Origin of the sequence: Nocardioides luteus (assembly GCF_015752315.1) — a bacterium.
Taxonomy (GTDB): Bacteria; Actinomycetota; Actinomycetes; order Propionibacteriales; family Nocardioidaceae; genus Nocardioides.
Genome location: NZ_JADOVJ010000001.1, coordinates 4,300,378 through 4,318,266, shown reverse-complemented (window position 1 = coordinate 4,318,266; position 17,889 = coordinate 4,300,378). Strand labels below are relative to the sequence as shown.

Genomic DNA, 17,889 nt, shown 5'->3' with positions numbered 1-17,889 from the left:
CTACATGAACCGTCCCGCGAAGCCCGAGACCGTCCTCGTCGTCACCGCCACCGAGCGGCTGAGTCCGACGATGATCCGGGTGAGCTTCCGTTCCGAGGACCTCGGTGCCTTCTCGTCGAGCGTGTTCACCGACCGCTACGTGAAGCTGGTCTTCCCGCAGGCGGACGGCCCGGTGCTGCGCACCTACACCGCGCTCAACCCCTCGGTCGAGGACGGCACCCTCGACATCGACTTCGTCGTCCACGGCACCGAGGGCTACGCCGGTCCCTGGGCCGCCGCGGCCCAGCCCGGCGACACCCTCACGGCTCTCGGCCCAGGTGGCGCCTACGCGCCCGCCCCGGAGGCCGACTGGCACCTGCTCGCCGGTGACGAGACCGCCCTGCCCGCCATCCGTGCGGCCCTGGCCGCGCTGCCGGCCGACGCCCGCGGCTACGCGGTCATCGACGTCCCCGCCACCGGCCACGAGCAGCCCCTCGACCACCCCGACGGCGTCGAGGTGACCTGGCTGGTCACCGGCGGCCACGCCCACCACGCCGCCGAGGACGCCGAGGGCCACGAGCAGCCCCTTGTCACCGCGATCCGCGAGCTGCCCTGGCTCGAGGGCCGGGTCCACGCCTTCGTCCACGGCGAGGCCGCGGTCACCATGCACGGCATCCGCCCCTACCTCCTCAAGGAGCGCGGCGTCCCGAAGGCCGACCTCTCCATCTCCGGCTACTGGCGCCGCGGCCGCACCGAGGAGACCTTCCGCGAGTGGAAGCGTGAGCTCGCCGCGGCCGAGTCCGTCTGACCGCCGACTCGGCGCATCTGCCCCGCCGAAAGCGGTCGACCCGGCGCGTCTGTCCCGTCATAGAGGGTCGAGTCGGCGCGTCTGTCCCACCGGCCGCTGGGACAGTTGCGCCGACTCGGCGTTGAATTGCGGGGCAGACGTGCCGGGTCGGCCGTTGATGTTGGGACAGTTGCGCCGAGTCGGCGGGGTCTCAGGTGCCGTTCTCGGAGAAGTGCTGGTAGTCCTTCAGCGAGTTCCAGTCGCCGCCCCACTCCCAGCCGATGTCGGCGAACGCCCTGACGACCACGTCGTCGGCGTGGATCATCCCGGGCGCCTTCCGGGACCGGTTCAGGTACCAGCGGGCGAGCTCGGGGATGACGCGGTCGCCCTTGACGTACGGGTTCTGGAAGGTGTTGATGTCGATCGCCAGGCCGTAGGCGTGCTGGGAGAACGAGGTCTGGCCCACCGACGGGCGGCAGACGAAGCCGCCGGTGCCGTTGCCGTCGCCGGTCGGTGGCGCGTCCAGGGCGGCCTTCGTGGCGATGTCCATCTGCTCGATCGGGAAGCGCGCCTCGTACAGACGCCGGAAGACCCCGACGACGTCCTCGGCGACCCGGGCGTTGATCAGCATCTCCCCGGTGTGGCGGGCCCCGTCGAAGCCCCAGAACGTCATCCGCACCCACGCCAGCTGCTGGCGTGAGACCGGGCATCCCGGCACCCAGGTCGAGCGCTCGATCACGTCGTCGGGGGCGACGTCGACCTCGGCGGCGAACCCGTCGCCGGGCAGCATCGGCACGACGTCCGGCAGCGTCCACGCCCGGTGACGCAGCTCCGGCGGCGTCGGCCGGGCGATCCCATAGCCCTGCGCGTCCTCCTTCAGCACCCGCGTGCCGAGCCACGGCGGCGGCACCGACCCCGGCTTCGGGACAACCGGAGAAGACGACGGTACGTCGCTGGGCGACGGCTCCGCCGACACCGATCTCGATGCGTCCACCGTCGGGCTCGGCGCGGGCCCGGCCTCGGAAGCCACGCCACAGGCGGCGAGCACGAGCGCGAGGGCCGCCAGCGCGGCGGGGTACGTGCGGGTTCTCACCGCTCCATTCAACCCGCTGTGGGCCAGACGTTCATCGCGACCGTGGCGAGGGCACGCAGATCGGCGCGGGACGCGCCGTCGATCGCCTGCACCGACATGCCCTGGATCACGGCGCCGACCAGGCGGGCGAGAGCGCCGGCGTCGGTCTCCGTGGGCAGCTCACCCTCGTCGACCGCGCGCCGCAGCCGCTGCTCGATCCCGGCGAGCGTCTGCGCCCGCATCCTGGCCGGGCGGGTGGCGACCCCGCGCTGAGCGGCGCCGACCCCGAGCGCGGCCGTGGAGATCATGCAGCCCGCCGGCAGCCCGCCCTCGCTGAACCGGTCGGCCGCGTCGAGCAGGAACTCCGCGACCGCTTCGCGGACGGGTCCGTCGGGCCGCAGCACCGCGCCGTGCTCGCGCGCGTAGCGCTCGAGTGCCGACTGGTAGAGCGCCTCCTTGGAGCCGAACGCCCCGTAGAGGCTCGGCGCCTTCAAGCCGGTCGCGGCCTCGAGCGTCGCGACGCTCGTGCCTTCGTAGCCGTGCTCCCAGAACGCCCGCATCGCGGCATCGAGCACCGCGTCCTCGTCGAAGGAGCGCGGTCGTCCGCGGGAGGCCTTGCGCATTTCCATAGTGATCCCTACATTATCCCGTACCGAGTTATTTAGCGACTACTACAGAAATGAGCACGAGATGACCCGCAACGCTCTCGTCACCGGAGCCTCACGCGGCATCGGCCGCGCCATCGCCGTACGTCTCGCCGCCGACGGCGTCGGCCTGCTGGGCATCCACTACGGCTCGAACCGGGCGGCCGCCGAGGAGACCGCGAGGCTGGTCGAGTCCGCCGGGGCGCGGGCGGTCCTGATCGAGGCAGACCTCGGGAAGGACGGCGCGCAGGCGGCCGCGGACGTCGCGGCGGCCTGGGCCGAGGCGGCGCTCGCCGAGGAGGACGGCTTCGACATCCTGGTCAACAACGCCGGCATCAACGGCAACCAGGAGCTCCACGAGCTCGACCCGGACACCGCTCGCCGTGTGCTCGAGGTCAACCTGATGGCACCGATGTTCCTCACCCAGGCGCTCGCGCCGCGGCTGCGCGACGGAGGCCGGGTCATCAACGTGTCGACGGGATACACCCGGGTGGCGGCGCCGACCCACCTGACGTACGCCGCCTCCAAGGCGGGCATCAACAACCTCACCCGCTCCCTGGCTGCGCCGCTCGCCGCACGCGGCGTGACCGTCAACGCGGTGCTTCCCGGTGTGATCGAGACCGACATCAACGCCGACTGGATCAACCTGCCCGGGCCGCGGGCGCAGGCCGAGGCGCTGTCGGTGTTCGGCCGGATCGGCACGGCGGAGGACGTCGCCGACGCCGTCGGGTTCCTGGCCTCGCCCCGGGCGCGCTGGGTCACCGGGGAGACGCTCGACGTGACCGGCGGCTCGGCCCTCTGAATCTTCTTGACTTCGAGTGCACTCCAACCAGGACACTGGAGTCATGACGTCGCAGGTGCACAGCAACGGACTCAGCATCGCCGAGGTGGCCGAGCGGACCGGCCTGACCGCCCACACCCTGCGCTACTACGAGCGCGACGGGCTGATGCTCGGCGTCGGCCGCAACGGCTCGGGCCACCGCGCCTACACCGAGGACGATCTCGGCTGGATCACGCTGATCACCCGGCTGCGCTCGACCGGGATGCCGATCCGGGAGATCCGTCGCTATGCCGAGATGGTCCGCGACGGTGGCGGCAACGAGGAGGCGCGCCTTGCCCTGCTGCGCGCACACCGCGACCGGGTGCGCGCGCAGCTGGAGGAGACGGCCGCCCATCTGGACGCGATCGAGTTCAAGGTCGCCTACTACGCGGCGGCCGTGGGCGAGACGGACCCCGACGCCGAGCTCATCGCCCAGCAGCGTCGAGGCGAGCCCGCTGCTCCTCGCTGAGCTCCAGATCCATCGCCGCCAGGCTCTCGTCGAGCTGGGCCACCGACGACGCCCCGACCAGCGGGATGACCGGGAGCGCGTCGCCGAGCATCCAGGCCAGCACGACCTGGTTGCGGGTCGCGCCGGTCTCGGCGGCGACCTCGTCGAGCACCGCCAGCCGGGCGGTCGTGCCCGGGTGGTCGTAGGCGGGGTCGAGCGGCTTCGACGGGTTCGTGTAGGCGCCGCTGAGCAGCGGTGTGTAGGCCACCAGCGTGAGTCCAGGTGTCGCCCGCAGGTAGGCCAGCAGCGAGGCGTCGGCCACGCCGATCTCGCCGTCGACCGAGAGCCGCCGGTCGGGGATGTCGGTGCGCATCCGCAGGTAGGTGTGGTGATACTGCAGCACGCTCGGCCGCGCGGCCTCCGGGTTCACGGCCCGCGCCCGCTCGACCTGCCAGGACCAGTGGTTGCTCAGCCCGAACTGGCCGATCACACCGTCCTTCACCAGGGCCGCGAAGCCGGCGGCGTACTCCTCCAGCGGCACGCCGTTCATGTCCGGCACGTGCGCGTAGTAGAGGTCGAGCCGCTCGACACCGAGACGCTCGCGGGAGCGGTCGGCCTGCTCACGTACGTTCTCCGGGGCCAAGCCCTCCCAGCGGCGGTCGCGCTGGTTCTCCCAGCCGTTCTCGACCCGCTCGACGACGTCCGTCGGGCGCGCGCCGACCTTGGTGCCGATGACGAGCGCGTCGCCGACGCCGCGGTCGCGGCGCCACTGCCCGAGCACGGTCTCGCTCTCGCCTCCCTGGGTGCCGTTGGCCCAGTAGGCGTAGTTGTTCGAGGTGTCGACGAAGGTGCCGCCGGCCTCGACGAAGCGGTCCAGGATCGCGTACGAGGTTTCGATGTCCGTGTCGGTGCCGAACCGCATCACACCGAGCGCGAGCTTGCTGACGCGCCGGGATCCGGCGCCTGATCCGATGGTCGTGTATCGCATGTCTTCCACGCTCCGGCTTCGCGCGCGCTCGAAGTCAAACGTCTTTACGGTCGTCTCCTAGACTGGTGCCGCACCCCCTGTTCTCTCCGGCCGGGGGCTCTCGTGCATGCCCATCACTTTGGAGTCACCCGTGATCCTCGCCCCGCTCGCCGATCTCGTCCTGCGCGATGCCGCCCTGAGCGAGGTGATGGCGGAGGCCAAGGGCGGCCGGATGCTGGCGCTCGACGTCACCGGCCCGGAGGCGCTGCGCCCCTTCGTGGTCACCGGTCTCGTACGCCAGGAGCGCACCGTCCTCGCCGTCACCGCGACCTCGCGTGAGGCCGAGGATCTGGTCAGCGACCTCACCGACCTGCTCCCGCCCGACTCGGTCGCCTACTACCCGAGCTGGGAGACGCTGCCCCACGAGCGGCTCTCCCCGCGCAGCGACACGGTCGGGCGCCGGCTCGCCGTGCTCCGTCGCCTCCGCCACCCTGATGCCGACGGCGCCCACGGGCCGCTGAAGGTCGTCGTAGCACCGGTCCGCAGCGTGCTCCAGCCGCAGGTCAAGGGCCTCGGCGACCTCGAGCCGGTGGAGTTGATCAAGGGCCAGGAGGTGAGCCTGGACGACGTCGTCGTGAAGCTCGCCGACGCCGCCTACTCCCGCGTCGACCTGGTCGAGAAGCGTGGCGAGTTCGCCGTCCGAGGCGGCATCGTGGACGTCTTCCCACCGACCGAGGAGCACCCGGTCCGCGTCGAGTTCTGGGGCGACGAGGTCGACTCGATCCGCCACTTCGCGGTCGCCGACCAGCGTGCCATCCCCGAGGAGCACGGTGGGGCCACCGAGCGCCTGTGGGCGCCGCCGTGCCGTGAGCTCCTGCTGACCCCGGAGGTCCGCGACCGGGCGCGAAAGCTCGGCGAGGACCACCCCACGCTGATCGAGCTCACCGACAAGATCGCTGCCGGGATCGCGGTCGAGGGCATGGAGTCGCTCGCACCCGCCCTCGTCGACGACATGGAGCTGCTGATCGACCTGATCCCCGAGGACAGCCACGTGCTGCTCCTCGACCCCGAGCGGATCCGCAGCCGGGCCCACGACCTGGTCGCCACCGCCGAGGAGTTCCTCGGTGCCTCCTGGGCCGCCGCGGCCAGCGGCGGAGTCGCCCCGATCGACCTCTCCGCCGCCTCCTACCGCGACCTCGCCGACGTACGTGCCCACGCCATCGCGCAGGGCAAGCCGTGGTGGTCGGTCAGCCCGTTCGGTCTCGACGACGGTGAGTCCGATCTCGCCGATCCCGATGTCGTCGGCGTACCGGTCCGCAAGATCGACTGGCAGCCCGCGAAGGCCTACCGGGGCGACACCGCCGCGGCGATGGCGGACATCGAGCGGTGGCGCGACGACGGCTGCCGCGTGGTCGTCGTCCAGCCCGCCCACGGCACGGCGCAGCGTACGGTCGAGGCGCTGGGGGAGCGTGACGTCCCGGCTCGCCTGGCAGAAGGTGATGAGGAGACCGCCAAGCCGGTCCACAAGACCGTCACCGTGATCCACGCCCGCCTCACCCACGGCTTCTTCGACGAGGCCAACCAGCTGGTGGTGCTCACCGGGGAGGACATCTCCGGGCAGAAGTCGTCGACGCGCGACATGGTGAAGATGCCCGCGCGGCGCAAGAAGCAGATCGACCCGCTCGAGCTCAAGCCCGGCGACTACGTCGTCCATGAGCAGCACGGCGTCGGCCAGTTCATCGAGATGAAGCAGCGCGAGGTGCAGGGCGCGACCCGCGAATACCTCGTCCTGGAGTACGGGGCCTCCAAGCGCGGTGCGCCGCCCGACCGCCTCTACGTCCCGGCCGACGCCCTCGACCAGGTGACTCGCTACGTCGGTGGTGAGCAGCCCAGCCTCGACCGGCTCGGCGGCGCCGACTGGCAGAAGCGGAAGGCCCGCGCGCGCAAGGCGGTCCGCGAGATCGCCGCCGAGCTGATCAAGCTCTACGCCGCCCGGCAGGCCACCAAGGGCTTCCAGTACGGTCCCGACAACCCCTGGCAGCGCGAGCTCGAGGACGCCTTCCCCTTCCAGGAGACCGCCGACCAGCTCGCCGTGATCGACGAGGTCAAGCAGGACATGATGCGGCCGGTGCCGATGGACCGGCTGGTCTGCGGTGACGTCGGCTACGGCAAGACCGAGATCGCGGTGCGGGCCGCGTTCAAGGCGGTCCAGGACGGCAAGCAGGTCGCCGTGCTGGTGCCGACGACGCTGCTGGTCTCCCAGCACCTGTCGACCTTCATGGAGCGGATGTCGGGCTTCCCGGTCAACGTGCGCGGGCTGTCCCGCTTCCAGACCGACAAGGAGGCGGCCGAGGTCATGGCCGGCCTCACCGACGGCACCATCGACATCGTCGTCGGCACCCACCGGCTGCTCAACAAGGACGTACGTTTCAAGGATCTCGGCCTCATCATCATCGACGAGGAGCAGCGCTTCGGCGTCGAGCACAAGGAGGCCATGAAGCGCCTCCGCACGAGCGTCGACTTCCTGTCGATGTCCGCGACCCCGATCCCGCGCACCCTGGAGATGTCGATCACCGGCATCCGGGAGATGTCCACGATCACCACGCCGCCCGAGGAGCGACACCCGGTCCTGACGTACGTCGGTGCCTACGAGGACCGTCAGATCGTCGCCGCGGTGCGTCGTGAGCTGCTCCGCGAGGGTCAGGTCTTCTACATCCACAACCGGGTCAACTCGATCGAGAAGGCCGCCGCCCGGATCCGCGAGCTGGTGCCCGAGGCGCGGGTCGCGGTCGCCCACGGCCAGATGAACGAGAAGCAGCTCGAGCAGGTGATGGTCGACTTCTGGGAGAAGGAGTTCGACGTACTCGTGTGCACCACGCTGGTCGAGTCCGGCCTGGACGTCTCCAACGCCAACACGATGATCATCGAGCGCGCCGACACCCTCGGTCTGAGCCAGCTCCACCAGCTGCGTGGCCGCGTCGGACGTTCCCGCGAGCGTGCCTACGCCTACTTCCTCTACCCCGGCGAGAAGCCGCTCACCGAGACCGCCCACGAGCGCCTCGCCACCCTGGCGCAGCACTCCGACCTCGGTGGCGGCATGGCGATCGCGATGAAGGACCTCGAGATCCGTGGTGCCGGCAACCTGCTCGGCGGCGAGCAGTCCGGCCACATCGCCGACGTCGGCTTCGACCTCTACGTACGCCTGGTCGGCGAGGCCGTCGCCGAGTTCAAGGCCGGCCCCGACGGTGCCGCCGAGGAGCTCAACGAGGTGAGGATCGAGCTCCCGGTCGATGCGCATCTCCCGCACGACTACATCCCCTCCGAGCGGCTCCGGCTGGAGATCTACAAGCGCCTCGCCGAGGTGCGCTCCGACGAGGACGTCGAGTCGGTCGCCGCCGAGCTCCTCGACCGTTACGGCAAGCCGCCCACGGAGGTCTCCTCGCTCCTCCAGGTCGCCCGCTTCCGCGCCCGCGCCCGCCAGGCCGGCGTCTCCGAGGTCACCCTGGCCGGCAAGAACGTACGCTTCCACCCGGTCACGCTGCCCGACTCCCGGGTCGTCCGGCTCAACCGGATGTACCCGAAGTCGCTGGTCAAGCCGCAGCTGGAGACGATCATGGTGCCGCGCCCGGTCTCCTCCGGCTTCCCGGCCAAGCCCCTCGACGGTCCCGACCTCCTCGACTGGGCCCGGGTCGTCATCGACGCGATCATCGACCCGCTCACGTAGGGGGTTACATATCCACAAAATGGAGGTTATTATCCATTTTGTGAGAAGTCAGGCTCCGGTGCTCGCGCCTCTGTTCCGGTCGGAGGCGCAGGCGCTGCTGCTCTCGGAGCTGTTGCTCCCGGGGGAGGAGCTGAGCATGACCGACCTCGCCGAGCGCGTCGGCCTGCCCTATCCGACGGTGCACCGCGAGGTCGCCCGGCTGCTCGACGCCGGCCTCCTCGCCGACCGCCGGGTGGGGCGGACGCGGCTGGTGAAGGGCAACGAGCAGAGCCCGCTGCTCGCGCCGACGCGGGAGATCCTGCTGACCGTGACCGGCCCGGCCGTGCTGCTCCGGGAGGCCCTCGAGGGTCTCGACGGGATCGAGCGCGCCTTCATCTTCGGGTCGTTCGCGGCCCGGGCGAAGGGGGAGCCGGGCCCGCCGCCCAACGACATCGACCTGATGGTGATCGGCACGCCCGACGTACGAGCGGTCTACGAGGTCTGCCGGGAGGTCTCCGACAGCGTCGGGCGGATCGTCAACCCGACGATCATGAGTCCCGAGGAGGCCGAGGAGCAGACCGGGTTCCTCGAGGAGGTCCGGGCCAGCCCGGTGATCGAGATCTACGGAGGAGGACCGGATGGCCCTGCCGCTGACGCCGGCGCAGCAGAAGACGGTTGACGCACTCGTACGCTCCGGCGCCCTGCGCGCGGTGCGACCCGACGAGAAGAAGGCCCGCGCCTTCCTCGGCGGCGCGGAGTCGGCCCTTGCCGACGTACCCAACGTCACCCGGACCGAGAACCGCTACAACCTCGCCTACAAGGCGGCCCACGACGTCGGCGAGGCCATGCTCGCTGCCTACGGCTACAAGACGACGTACGGTGCCGGTGGCCACGTCAAGGTCGGCCGGTTCCTCGCCGCCGTCTTCGACACCCCGCCCCCGCGGGACGCAGCCATCCACTACGACGTGATGCGCCTGGACCGCAACGCCAACAACTACCTCGGCAAGCCGGTCACCGTCGCCGCCGCCGACGCGGCCGCCGAGGCCGCACAGACGCTCTACGACGCCGCCGTGGAACGGCTCGCGGTCTGAGCCGTCAGCCCCTGCCGTCTGCGACCCGGCGCAGCGCCTCGAGGGTGGTGTCGGGGCCGGCGTTGAAGGCGAAGCGGGCCTCGGGCGCGAGCTCGTGAACCAGGTTGACGATCGCCTCGAAGAGCTCGGTGTGGGCCGGGATCGCCCGGATCCCGCCGCCGATCATGACGATGTCCCAGGCATGCTGCTCGAGCGCCGCGCGCACCTGCGCGGACGCGGTGGAGACATCGGTGCCGATCTCGCAGGGGAGCGCGTCGTAGCCGGCGTCGGCGACCTGCGCGTTGCCGACGGCGATCCGCTCCTTCAACGTGGCCAGGTCGATCGGTGCGTCGGAGAGGTCGACTGCCTCGGGCGCCAGCCCGATCAGGAGCACTCGGTTCATGGCACCGACGCTACTCATGCGTCCCAGGCGCAAGAATGGGCGGCGTGACCGGCGAGCCAGAGGTGCGCTACGCGCAGACCAGCGACGACATCGCGATCGCCTATCAGACAGTGGGCAGCGGGCCGGTGACGATCTGGATGCCCTCGCTCAGCAACATCAGGGCGCAGTGGCGGGTGCCGGCGCTGCGGATGGCCTACGAGCGGCTGAGCCAGGACCTGACCCTCGTGCTCTACGACGGCCGCGGCACCGGCTCCTCCGACCGCCGGGCCGGCGACCTCGGGCTCGAGGCACACATCCGTGACCTGGAGGCGGTCATCGAGGCGGTCGGCGCCGACCGGGTCAACCTGCTCGGCTACTACCACGCGGTCGCGACCGCGGTGGCGTACGCCGCCACCAACCCGCAGCGAGTCGACCGGATGCTCCTCTTCGGCGGGGCGGCACGGATGCGCGACGCGATGAGCCCGGCGCAGACGCAGGCGCTGCTGTCGCTGGTCGAGCAGGACTGGGACCTCTTCGCCGATGCCGCCGCGACCGCCTGGCTCGGCTGGGGCTCGGGCGAGAACGCCGGCCGGGTGGCCGAGGCGTTCCGCACCGCCACGACCCCGGCGGTCGCCCGCGACTGGTTCGCGGAGGCGGCCCGCCTCGACGTCAGCGACCTGCTCGACCGGGTCGTGGCGCCCACGCTGGTGCTGCACCGCCAGGCCGCGAGCCAGATCCCGGTCGAGGTGTCCCGGAGCCTGGCCGACGGCGTCCGCGACGGACGGCTGGTCGAGCTCGAGGGCAGCACCCCCACGCTCTTCGTCGAGGGCGGAGCCCGCGACCTCGCGATGGTGAGCCGCTGGTTCCTGGCCGGCGAGGTGCACCGCGGGGCGCCCGGGCCGGGCCTGTCGGCACTGACCACGCGCGAGCAGGACGTGCTGAGGCTGATCGCCACGGGACGTACGAACGCCTCGGTCGCCCGCGACCTCGGCATCACCGAGCACACCGTCGAGCGGCATGCGGCCAACCTCTACCGCAAGCTCGGCGTACGCAGCCGGGCCGAGGCCACCGCCTGGGCCATCCGCAACGGGGCCGACTGACGGGAACCCGTCAGTTGCGCTGCGCACCTTCCGGGAAGCGGTGACCCCGGGTATCCCGGGACAGTGGAGCCATGACGACGATCACCCCGAGCAACGACTCCTGGCGGATGGCGAAGGCGACCGCCCCGATGGTGCGGACCCTGGCCGGGCGCCGCCTGTTCCCGCTCTGGGCCGTGGTGCACCACCGCGGCCGCAAGACCGGACGAGCGCTGAGCCTCCCGGTCGCCCTGCTGCACACCGAGGACGAGTTCGTGATCACGCTGCCGTGGGGCCCGGGCACCAACTGGGTCCGCAACGTGCTGGCGGCCGGCGAGTGCACGATCACCTGGAAAGGACGCGACCACGCCGCCACCGAGCCGCGGATCCTCGGCCGCGAGGAGGCGCGTCCCTACTACGACGGCTTCTCGTGGTGGATGGTCGAGAAGGTGTTCAAGGCCGACAGCTTCCTGGCTCTGCGTCGGTGACAGTCCACACTCCGGCGCCGTTGCTCCGTGGCGTACGCCTGTGTCTGGCAGGATCGACGCATGACCATGGAGGCGTTCGGCGAGCAGTCCTTCCCTGAGGAGCCCTTCGGCAACGAGTGGGACACCGAGCCGGGATGGCTCTCCGAGGAGGAGCTGGGCGAGACCCGCGGGCGGGTGCCCATCCTCTACGTGGAGGCGGTCCCCGTTCGTGTCGACCCCGACGGCCGCGTCACCGAGGTCGGGCTGCTGCTGCGCGGGTCGCCCACGACCGGGACGATCACCCGGTCGCTGGTCTCGGGACGTGTGCTGCACGGCGAGCGGATCCGCGACGCGCTGATGCGCAACCTGGAGAAGGACCTCGGACCCGTCGCGTTCCCGACCCTGCCGCTGACCACGGTGCCGGTGACGGTCGCCGAATACTTCCCGTGGCCCGGGGAGCGCTACCAGGACCCGCGCCAGCACGCGGTCTCGCTGGTCTACGTCATCCCCGTCACCGGCGAGTGCGAGCCGCGCCAGGACGCCCTGGAGCTGTCCTGGATGACGCCCGCCGAGGCGGCCTCCGACGAGGTCGTCGGCGACATGGAGGGTGGCCGCGGCGCCCTGCTGCGGCAGTGCCTGAGTGCGTTCGGGGCGCTGGATTGAGCTCAGCCGACGCCGAGGGCAGGACGTACGCATCGGGGGAGGGGCTCGTCGAGTTCCTCGACCTGATGCGGCTGATGCGTGAGCGGTGCGTGTGGAAGTCGTCGCAGACCCACGCGTCGTTGGCGCAGTACCTGCGCGAGGAGTCCGACGAGGTCCTCGAGGCCATCTCCGAGGAGGACCCCGAGCACCTCAAGGAGGAGCTCGGTGACCTGCTGCTCCAGGTCTACTTCCACGCCGCCATCGCCGAGGAGGCCGGCGAGTTCACCATGGACGACGTCATCGCCGGCCTCACCGAGAAGATGAAGCGCCGCAACCCCCACGTCTTCGGCCCCGAGGCCGAGTCGGGTCGCCGCTACACCCTCGAAGAGGTCGAGCAGCTCTGGTCGGCGGCCAAGGCCGCCGAGCGCGCCCGCCCCGCCGAGTAGGCGCCCCCGTCGGCCGAGGCGTCACCCCCGTCGGCCGAGGCGTCACCCCCGTCGGCCGAGGCGTCACCTACGTCGGCCGACAGGGCATCTCGGTGCCCTCTCGCCCGACCGGAGCGACGTCTCGGCCCGCGTACGCGACCTCTCGGCCGGCGGGGGCGACCCTTCGCGGTGCCAGGGGAATGAGCATGGCCGCGAGCGCCGCGCCGAGCGCGACGACGGCGAGGAAGCCGAAGCCGTTGACGTACCCCTGCTCGGTCGGATAGCCCGACGGCAGGGTGTGGGCGGTGACCACGGAGGTCATCACCGCGGACCCGATGGTGCCGCCGACGGTGCGGATGTTGGCGTTCATCCCGGTGGCGACGCCGGTGTGCTCGGGTGGCACCGCGGCCACGACCGCGTTGGCGAGGTTCGCGAAGACCAGGCCGGTGCCGAAGCCCGAGAGTCCTGCGGCGACGCACATCTGCCACGGCTCGTCATGGACGAAGGCGACCATGGCGAGGGAGACCGCGGTGAGCAGGCCGCCGATGACCAGGATGCGGCGCATCCCGATGAGGTCGGCGAGCCGGGCGCTGACCAGTCCGCACAGGAACGAGGTGACGGCCGTCGGGAGCATCAGGTAGCCGGCGACGGTGACCGAGGCGCCGAACCCGTAGCCGGCTGACGACGGCGTCTGGGTCAGCTGCGGGATGAAGCCGAAGGAGGCGTACATCGCGATGCCGATCAGCAGGGCGACCAGGTTGGCGGTCCAGACCCCGCGACGGCCCATCAGACGCAGGTCGACCAGCGGCTGGCGTACGGTCCACTCGACCCGGATCCAGGCCGCCAGGAGCACGACGGCGGCGCCGAGCAGGCCGATGGTGGCGGGCGCGGTCCAGCCCCACGAGGGCGCCTGGCTGACCCCGAGGAGGAGCGCGACCAGCCAGCCGGCGAGGAGCACGGCCGGGGTCAGCGGGATCGACTCACGGGTGATCACCGGCGACTCGGGCACCATCAACAGCGTGCCGACCGCGGCGGCGGCCGCGACCAGCGCGGGCAGCAGGAAGAGCGCCCGGAAGCCGAGCGTCTCGGCGACCGGTCCCGCCAGCACGATCCCGGCAGCGAACCCCATCGAGAGCAGCGAGGAGGTCACCGCGATCGCACCGGCGACGCGTTCCTTGGGCAGCTCGTCGCGCAGGATCGCGAAGGCCAGCGGCAGGGTGCCGCCGCCGAGCCCCTGCAGGACCCGCGCGCCGATCATCACCTCGATGCTCGGCGCCGCAGCGGCGAGGAGAGCGCCGGCGGTGAGGGCGGCCAGGCTCCACACGTACATCCTGCGCTTGCCGAAGGAGTCGCCCATCCGGCCGATGATCGGGGTCGCCACCGAGGCGGAGAGCAGGAAGGCGGTCAGGATCCAGGACCCGGTCGCCTGGTCGGTCTCCAGCTCGGTCTGGATCAGCGGCATGGTCGGCACCGAGACCGACTGCAGCAGGGAGTAGGAGCAGACGCCGATGGCGACGATCGCGAACGTGAGGCGGGGGCTGTGGGTCGAAGGCATCGAAGTAAAGTTTAGCTTGGCTAACTGTGTTCCATGGGCCACTTCGTCCGTGACGGAAACCACTCGCTCGCGAAACACAGAGGCGCTCGCTCGCCGTGACGGCAAGCGAGCGCCTCATCCGGGCAGGTCAGCGGGTCAGGCCCACTTGACGGCGGTGTCGGCGTCGACGCGGGGGAGGCGGTCGAACCAGGGGTTCTCGCCGGGGTGGCCGATGTTGACGATCATCTTCGCGGTCCAGTCGCCGTCGGGGAAGAACTCCTTGTCGACGCCCGCGGTGTCGTAGCCCGCGATCGGGCCGGCGGCGAGCCCGGCCGCGCGGACGGCGAGGATGAAGGCGCCGGCCTGCAGGCCGGCGGACCAGCCGCCGGCACCGTGGCGGGCGTCCTCGTCGGCGTGGAAGTAGTCCTTCATCTCCGGGCGGATCGGGAAGACGTTGGGGATCTCCTCGTGCCAGTTGTTGTCGTAGGCGACGATCGCGGTCGCCGGGGCGGCCTTCGTCTTCTCGACGTTGCCCTCGGCGATGTGCGGGAGCAGGCGCTCCTTGCCCTCGGCCGTGCGCACGAACACGACCCGCAGCGGCTGGGTGTTGGCCATCGTCGGAGTCCAGCGGGTGAGCTCCCAGATGTCGGCGAGCTCCTCGTCGGTGACAGGGGTGTCGGCAAAGGTGTTGGACGTGCGCGCACCGGTGAAGACGATCTGGCGGCCGCGGGGGTCCAGCTTCTCGAGGGTGGTGGTCTCGAGGGCAGTGGTCTCGGTCATGTCGCTCTGAACTCCGTGGTTACTAGGATTATTCCGGTTACTTCGAAAATAGTAGTCCCTCAGTATTCAGGCAAGTCCTGTAGGCTGGGAGGCATGCCCGCGACGAAGCCCGCACACGATCCACAGGTGTGCAACGCAGCGCTCGTGCGGGCCTTCGACTTCCTCGGCAAGCGTTGGAACGGCGTGATCCTCGGCAGCCTGACCCAGGGCCCGCTCGGCTTCGCCGAGCTCAAGCGAGCGGTGGCCGGGATCAGCGACTCGATGCTCTCCGAGCGCCTCAGCGAGCTGGCCGGCCTCGGCCTGCTCGCCCGCGAGGTCGACCCCGGCCCGCCGGTGGCGGTCCGCTACGCGCTCACCGGCTCCGGTGCCGCGCTCGCGCCGACCCTGGGCGCGCTCACCGAGTGGGCCGGCACCCACCTGCCGGCCGGCGACTGCTCCGAGGACTGACCGGTCCACGAACGACACCGGCCCGCCACCGAACGGTGACGGGCCGGCGTGAAGGCGCCTCTCAGCGCTTGAACGCCTTGCCGAGGTCGAGGAAGACCGTCTCTCCGGTGGCGTCGTCGAGGCCGTCGTTGTCGGTCACCGCGTAGGCGCGGCCGTCGGCGCCGACGGTGAATCCCTCGAGCTTCTCCTGGGTCCACCCGTGGGTGCTCTGCAGCGCGGGCAGCAGGTCGTACGCCAGGCGCTTGCGCAGCGGGCTCACGGGGCTCAGCCCGGTGGTGCCGTGGCGGGGCACGTCGACCGTGTAGACCCGCTTGATCGCCGCCGTGGTGCCGTTCTGCTTGTCGCGCTCGATCACGGCGAGGGTGTCCTCGTCGACGGCGGTGATCTCGGAGAGCCCGATCCAGTCGCCGGCCACCGCGGTCGGCTCCAGGCCGTAGCCGAACCACTCCCAGGTGCCCGTGGACGGGGTGTAGCGGCCGATCCGGGCCGTGCTCGCGCCGTCCACACCGGGCTTCTTCGCGGTCGAGTCGGCCCACAGCGGGCGCTGGAGCGCGACGTACACCTTCTCGGTGCGACCCCTGCCAGTCACCGTGACGCCCTCGAGGCCCCACTTGCCGACCTTCTCGGCGATCTCCGCGGGCAGCGGGACCGTCTCGGCGATCCGGCCGACGCGGTCGAGGCGGAGCAGCGCGTTCCCGGCGCCGGTCGCACCCTCGTTCGCCACCCAGAAGCCGCCGCCGCGGCGCCCGACCAGGCCCTCGATGTCGAGGTCCTCGGCGATCTCGCCGGAGGCGGTCGTGACCTCGAGGACGTCGCGGATCACAGCCGGAGAGCGGCGGACATCCAGGCTGTAGATGCGGCCGGTGGCGTAGGCGGCGTCGCTGGCCGCGTAGAGCTTGCCGGGCTCACCGGGGACCTTCGAGAGCGCACCCAGCGCGCCCCAGCCGATCGGCTTGCCGTTCCGCGAGGCCGACTCGACCGTCGGGAAGGACGATGACCGCTTCCGACCGAACCCGTAGAGCGAGACCGTGGCACGCACCAGGTCCTCGGCCGAGTCCTCCTCCGAGGAGACCGCCAGCAGGTTGCGCGACGGGATCGGCAGCAGCCCCTCGGGCCCGTTGGTCGCCGGCAGCACCTGCGTGAACTTCGGAGAAGACGGCGTACGCATGTCGTAGACGGCCACGAAGTTGCTGCGCTCGGAGCCCACGAAGGCGTACGGCACGCCGCCGAAGGTCTCGAAGGCCAGCCCCTCGGGCTCGGCGCCCTTCTTGGCGGCGCGGGAGTCGTTGTGCAGGCCGTACTTCGTGGCGAGGTCCTCGAAGCTGGATCCGGCGTCCCAGACGACCTCGCCGGTCGCGGCGCGGAAGACGGTCCAGCCGCGGGTGCCGCCCTTCCAGTCGCCCTCGTTCGCCGTCGCGACCAGCCCGGGTCCGACCCACTGGATCGAGTCGGGCTCGCGCGGTGCGTCGATGGTGTCGACCGGGTTGAAGCGCCCGTCCTTGGTCGTGTCCACACCGGGGACGACCGCGTTCCCGGCGCTCCACGCCGTCTCGACGGTCGCGGAGGGGAGGTCGATGATCGCGACGCCGTTGTTCTCCTGGAGGCTCAGCGCGAGCTGGTTGTCGGCGTTGATGTCGACGTACTCCGGCTCCGCGTCCTCCGGTGTGTCCAGTCCCTTCAGCGCCGAGGCGGGCAGCGGCACGTCGGTGATCTGCCACTCGGTCGGACCGCCGTCGAGGCGGACGATCGCGACCGACCCGGCCGGTGCCTGGGGCAGGTCGCCCTCCTCGCCACCGGCAGGGGTGGCGGCCTCGTTGCGCTGGTTCTCCATCGCGATCGCGGCGTACGTCCCGTCCGGGCTGACCGCGATCGAGTCCGGCTGGCCGCCGAGATCGTACGAGGCGACCTCCTCGTGCGGGGCGGCCAGCGAGATCACGTCGATCCGCCCGGCACGGGTGCCGACGGCAGGCTCCTCGTCCTCCCACTCGGTGTCCTCGAGACCGGGGTACGTCGACTCGTCGACGACCACGAGCGCGTGGTCGCCCACGATCGAGACCGACGTGGGCGAGCCGCCCTTGCCGCCGGAGACGTCGTGGCTGCCGAGCCCCTCCGGCGAGGACGGGTCGGTGATGTCCAGGAAGCCGATCCGGCCGCCGGCCGCGTCGGTGTAGGCAAGGGTCTTGCCGTCCTCGGAGACCGCCGAGATCTCGGCGACGGTCGCGGCGGCCGGGTCGATCCCGGCCAGCACGTTCTGGAAGACCGGATAGGTCGCGAGCCGGCTGAACTCGCCGTGCCGGCCGGGTCCCGCGGCGGCGGTGCCGCCGAGGACGGTCATCATCGAGACGCCCAGGCCCCCGATGGCCAGGGCGCCGATACCGGCCAGCGTGAGTCGGTTGTGCAGGAGCTGCATGTCGGGGTTCCTCTCGGAAGATCATTGCCGGCACGAACGATCTCGGCGGCACTGCGCGCCGAGGCATCACGTACGTTTCGACCGGCCGACTCCCCGATGAACACCAGGTGGGCGCCCTCGGTGGCACCCCTACTGTCCGGTTAACGTTCCAATCGCCAGGCCCATCCGGCCGAGTAATAGGCTGACGGACATCACCCCCTCTCTCCATCAATCCATTCCTGACCCAGGAGTAGTTC

At 71.1% G+C, this 17,889-nt stretch carries 18 protein-coding genes; 11 read left to right on the top strand and 7 right to left on the bottom strand.

Going from position 1 to position 17,889, the window contains the following annotated elements:
• Nucleotides 1–4: 4 nt before the first annotated feature.
• Nucleotides 5–787, top strand: coding sequence for a siderophore-interacting protein (locus tag HD557_RS20765; protein WP_196875291.1), 783 nt, complete (start codon nucleotides 5–7; stop codon nucleotides 785–787).
• A gap of 190 nt (nucleotides 788–977) precedes the next feature.
• Here the strand turns inward: HD557_RS20765 and HD557_RS20760 are convergent, their stop codons facing one another.
• Nucleotides 978–1,859 (bottom strand): M15 family metallopeptidase, encoded by an 882-nt coding sequence (locus tag HD557_RS20760; RefSeq protein ID WP_196875290.1) that lies wholly within the window; start codon nucleotides 1,857–1,859, stop codon nucleotides 978–980.
• Between the two features lie 8 nt (nucleotides 1,860–1,867).
• Nucleotides 1,868–2,467: a TetR/AcrR family transcriptional regulator gene (locus HD557_RS20755; RefSeq protein ID WP_196875289.1), complete on the bottom strand. Its 600-nt coding sequence runs from the start codon at nucleotides 2,465–2,467 to the stop codon at nucleotides 1,868–1,870.
• Between the two features lie 61 nt (nucleotides 2,468–2,528).
• Between HD557_RS20755 and HD557_RS20750 the strand changes: the two genes are divergently transcribed.
• Both HD557_RS20750 and HD557_RS20745 read left to right on the top strand, forming a co-directional pair.
• Complete coding sequence (locus HD557_RS20750) at nucleotides 2,529–3,284, top strand: SDR family NAD(P)-dependent oxidoreductase (RefSeq protein WP_196875288.1); 756 nt, start codon at nucleotides 2,529–2,531, stop codon at nucleotides 3,282–3,284.
• 43 nt (nucleotides 3,285–3,327) lie between these two features.
• Nucleotides 3,328–3,771: a MerR family transcriptional regulator gene (locus tag HD557_RS20745; RefSeq protein ID WP_008363632.1), complete on the top strand. Its 444-nt coding sequence runs from the start codon at nucleotides 3,328–3,330 to the stop codon at nucleotides 3,769–3,771.
• Here the strand turns inward: HD557_RS20745 and HD557_RS20740 are convergent.
• Nucleotides 3,728–4,738, bottom strand: coding sequence for an aldo/keto reductase (locus HD557_RS20740; protein ID WP_196875287.1), 1,011 nt, complete (start codon nucleotides 4,736–4,738; stop codon nucleotides 3,728–3,730). The genes HD557_RS20745 and HD557_RS20740 overlap by 44 nt on opposite strands.
• A gap of 106 nt (nucleotides 4,739–4,844) precedes the next feature.
• Between HD557_RS20740 and mfd the strand changes: the two genes are divergently transcribed.
• From mfd to HD557_RS20725, 3 genes are read left to right on the top strand one after another with little or no spacing between them, the layout of a single operon-like run.
• The gene (gene mfd, locus HD557_RS20735; protein WP_196875286.1) at nucleotides 4,845–8,441 is read left to right on the top strand and encodes a transcription-repair coupling factor; all 3,597 of its coding nucleotides are present in this window, start codon (nucleotides 4,845–4,847) and stop codon (nucleotides 8,439–8,441) included.
• Nucleotides 8,442–8,481: 40 nt separating this feature from the next.
• Complete coding sequence (locus HD557_RS20730; protein ID WP_196875285.1) at nucleotides 8,482–9,099, top strand: ArsR family transcriptional regulator; 618 nt, start codon at nucleotides 8,482–8,484, stop codon at nucleotides 9,097–9,099.
• Entirely contained in the window at nucleotides 9,059–9,511 is a 453-nt protein-coding gene (locus tag HD557_RS20725) for a hypothetical protein (protein WP_196875284.1), read from the top strand. Before HD557_RS20730 ends, HD557_RS20725 begins: the two co-directional genes overlap by 41 nt.
• A gap of 4 nt (nucleotides 9,512–9,515) precedes the next feature.
• Here the strand turns inward: HD557_RS20725 and HD557_RS20720 are convergent, their stop codons facing one another.
• Nucleotides 9,516–9,893, bottom strand: a complete 378-nt coding sequence (locus tag HD557_RS20720; RefSeq protein WP_196875283.1) for a hypothetical protein — start codon at nucleotides 9,891–9,893, stop codon at nucleotides 9,516–9,518.
• 44 nt (nucleotides 9,894–9,937) lie between these two features.
• Between HD557_RS20720 and HD557_RS20715 the strand changes: the two genes are divergently transcribed.
• From HD557_RS20715 to HD557_RS20700, 4 genes are all read left to right on the top strand, one after another.
• Nucleotides 9,938–10,972, top strand: coding sequence for an alpha/beta fold hydrolase (locus HD557_RS20715; RefSeq protein ID WP_196875282.1), 1,035 nt, complete (start codon nucleotides 9,938–9,940; stop codon nucleotides 10,970–10,972).
• Between the two features lie 71 nt (nucleotides 10,973–11,043).
• Nucleotides 11,044–11,436: a nitroreductase/quinone reductase family protein gene (locus HD557_RS20710; RefSeq protein ID WP_196875281.1), complete on the top strand. Its 393-nt coding sequence runs from the start codon at nucleotides 11,044–11,046 to the stop codon at nucleotides 11,434–11,436.
• 60 nt (nucleotides 11,437–11,496) lie between these two features.
• On the top strand, nucleotides 11,497–12,078 hold the full coding sequence (locus HD557_RS20705; RefSeq protein WP_196875280.1) for an NUDIX hydrolase family protein: 582 nt from the start codon (nucleotides 11,497–11,499) through the stop codon (nucleotides 12,076–12,078).
• A complete protein-coding gene (locus tag HD557_RS20700; RefSeq protein WP_231380388.1) occupies nucleotides 12,075–12,503 on the top strand; it encodes a MazG nucleotide pyrophosphohydrolase domain-containing protein in 429 nt (142 codons plus the stop codon). Before HD557_RS20705 ends, HD557_RS20700 begins: the two co-directional genes overlap by 4 nt.
• A gap of 67 nt (nucleotides 12,504–12,570) precedes the next feature.
• On the opposite strand, the gene HD557_RS20695 is transcribed toward HD557_RS20700, so the two are convergent.
• Nucleotides 12,571–14,037 carry an MFS transporter gene (locus HD557_RS20695; protein ID WP_196875278.1) on the bottom strand — a complete coding sequence of 489 codons (1,467 nt, stop codon included), beginning with the start codon at nucleotides 14,035–14,037 and terminating at the stop codon, nucleotides 12,571–12,573.
• A gap of 135 nt (nucleotides 14,038–14,172) precedes the next feature.
• On the bottom strand, nucleotides 14,173–14,796 hold the full coding sequence (locus HD557_RS20690) for a malonic semialdehyde reductase (RefSeq protein ID WP_196875277.1): 624 nt from the start codon (nucleotides 14,794–14,796) through the stop codon (nucleotides 14,173–14,175).
• A 93-nt stretch (nucleotides 14,797–14,889) separates the two neighbouring features.
• Between HD557_RS20690 and HD557_RS20685 the strand changes: the two genes are divergently transcribed.
• Nucleotides 14,890–15,243: a winged helix-turn-helix transcriptional regulator gene (locus tag HD557_RS20685; protein WP_196875275.1), complete on the top strand. Its 354-nt coding sequence runs from the start codon at nucleotides 14,890–14,892 to the stop codon at nucleotides 15,241–15,243.
• Nucleotides 15,244–15,304: 61 nt separating this feature from the next.
• On the opposite strand, the gene HD557_RS20680 is transcribed toward HD557_RS20685, so the two are convergent.
• On the bottom strand, nucleotides 15,305–17,653 hold the full coding sequence (locus HD557_RS20680) for an esterase-like activity of phytase family protein (protein WP_196875274.1): 2,349 nt from the start codon (nucleotides 17,651–17,653) through the stop codon (nucleotides 15,305–15,307).
• Nucleotides 17,654–17,889: the final 236 nt, after the last annotated feature.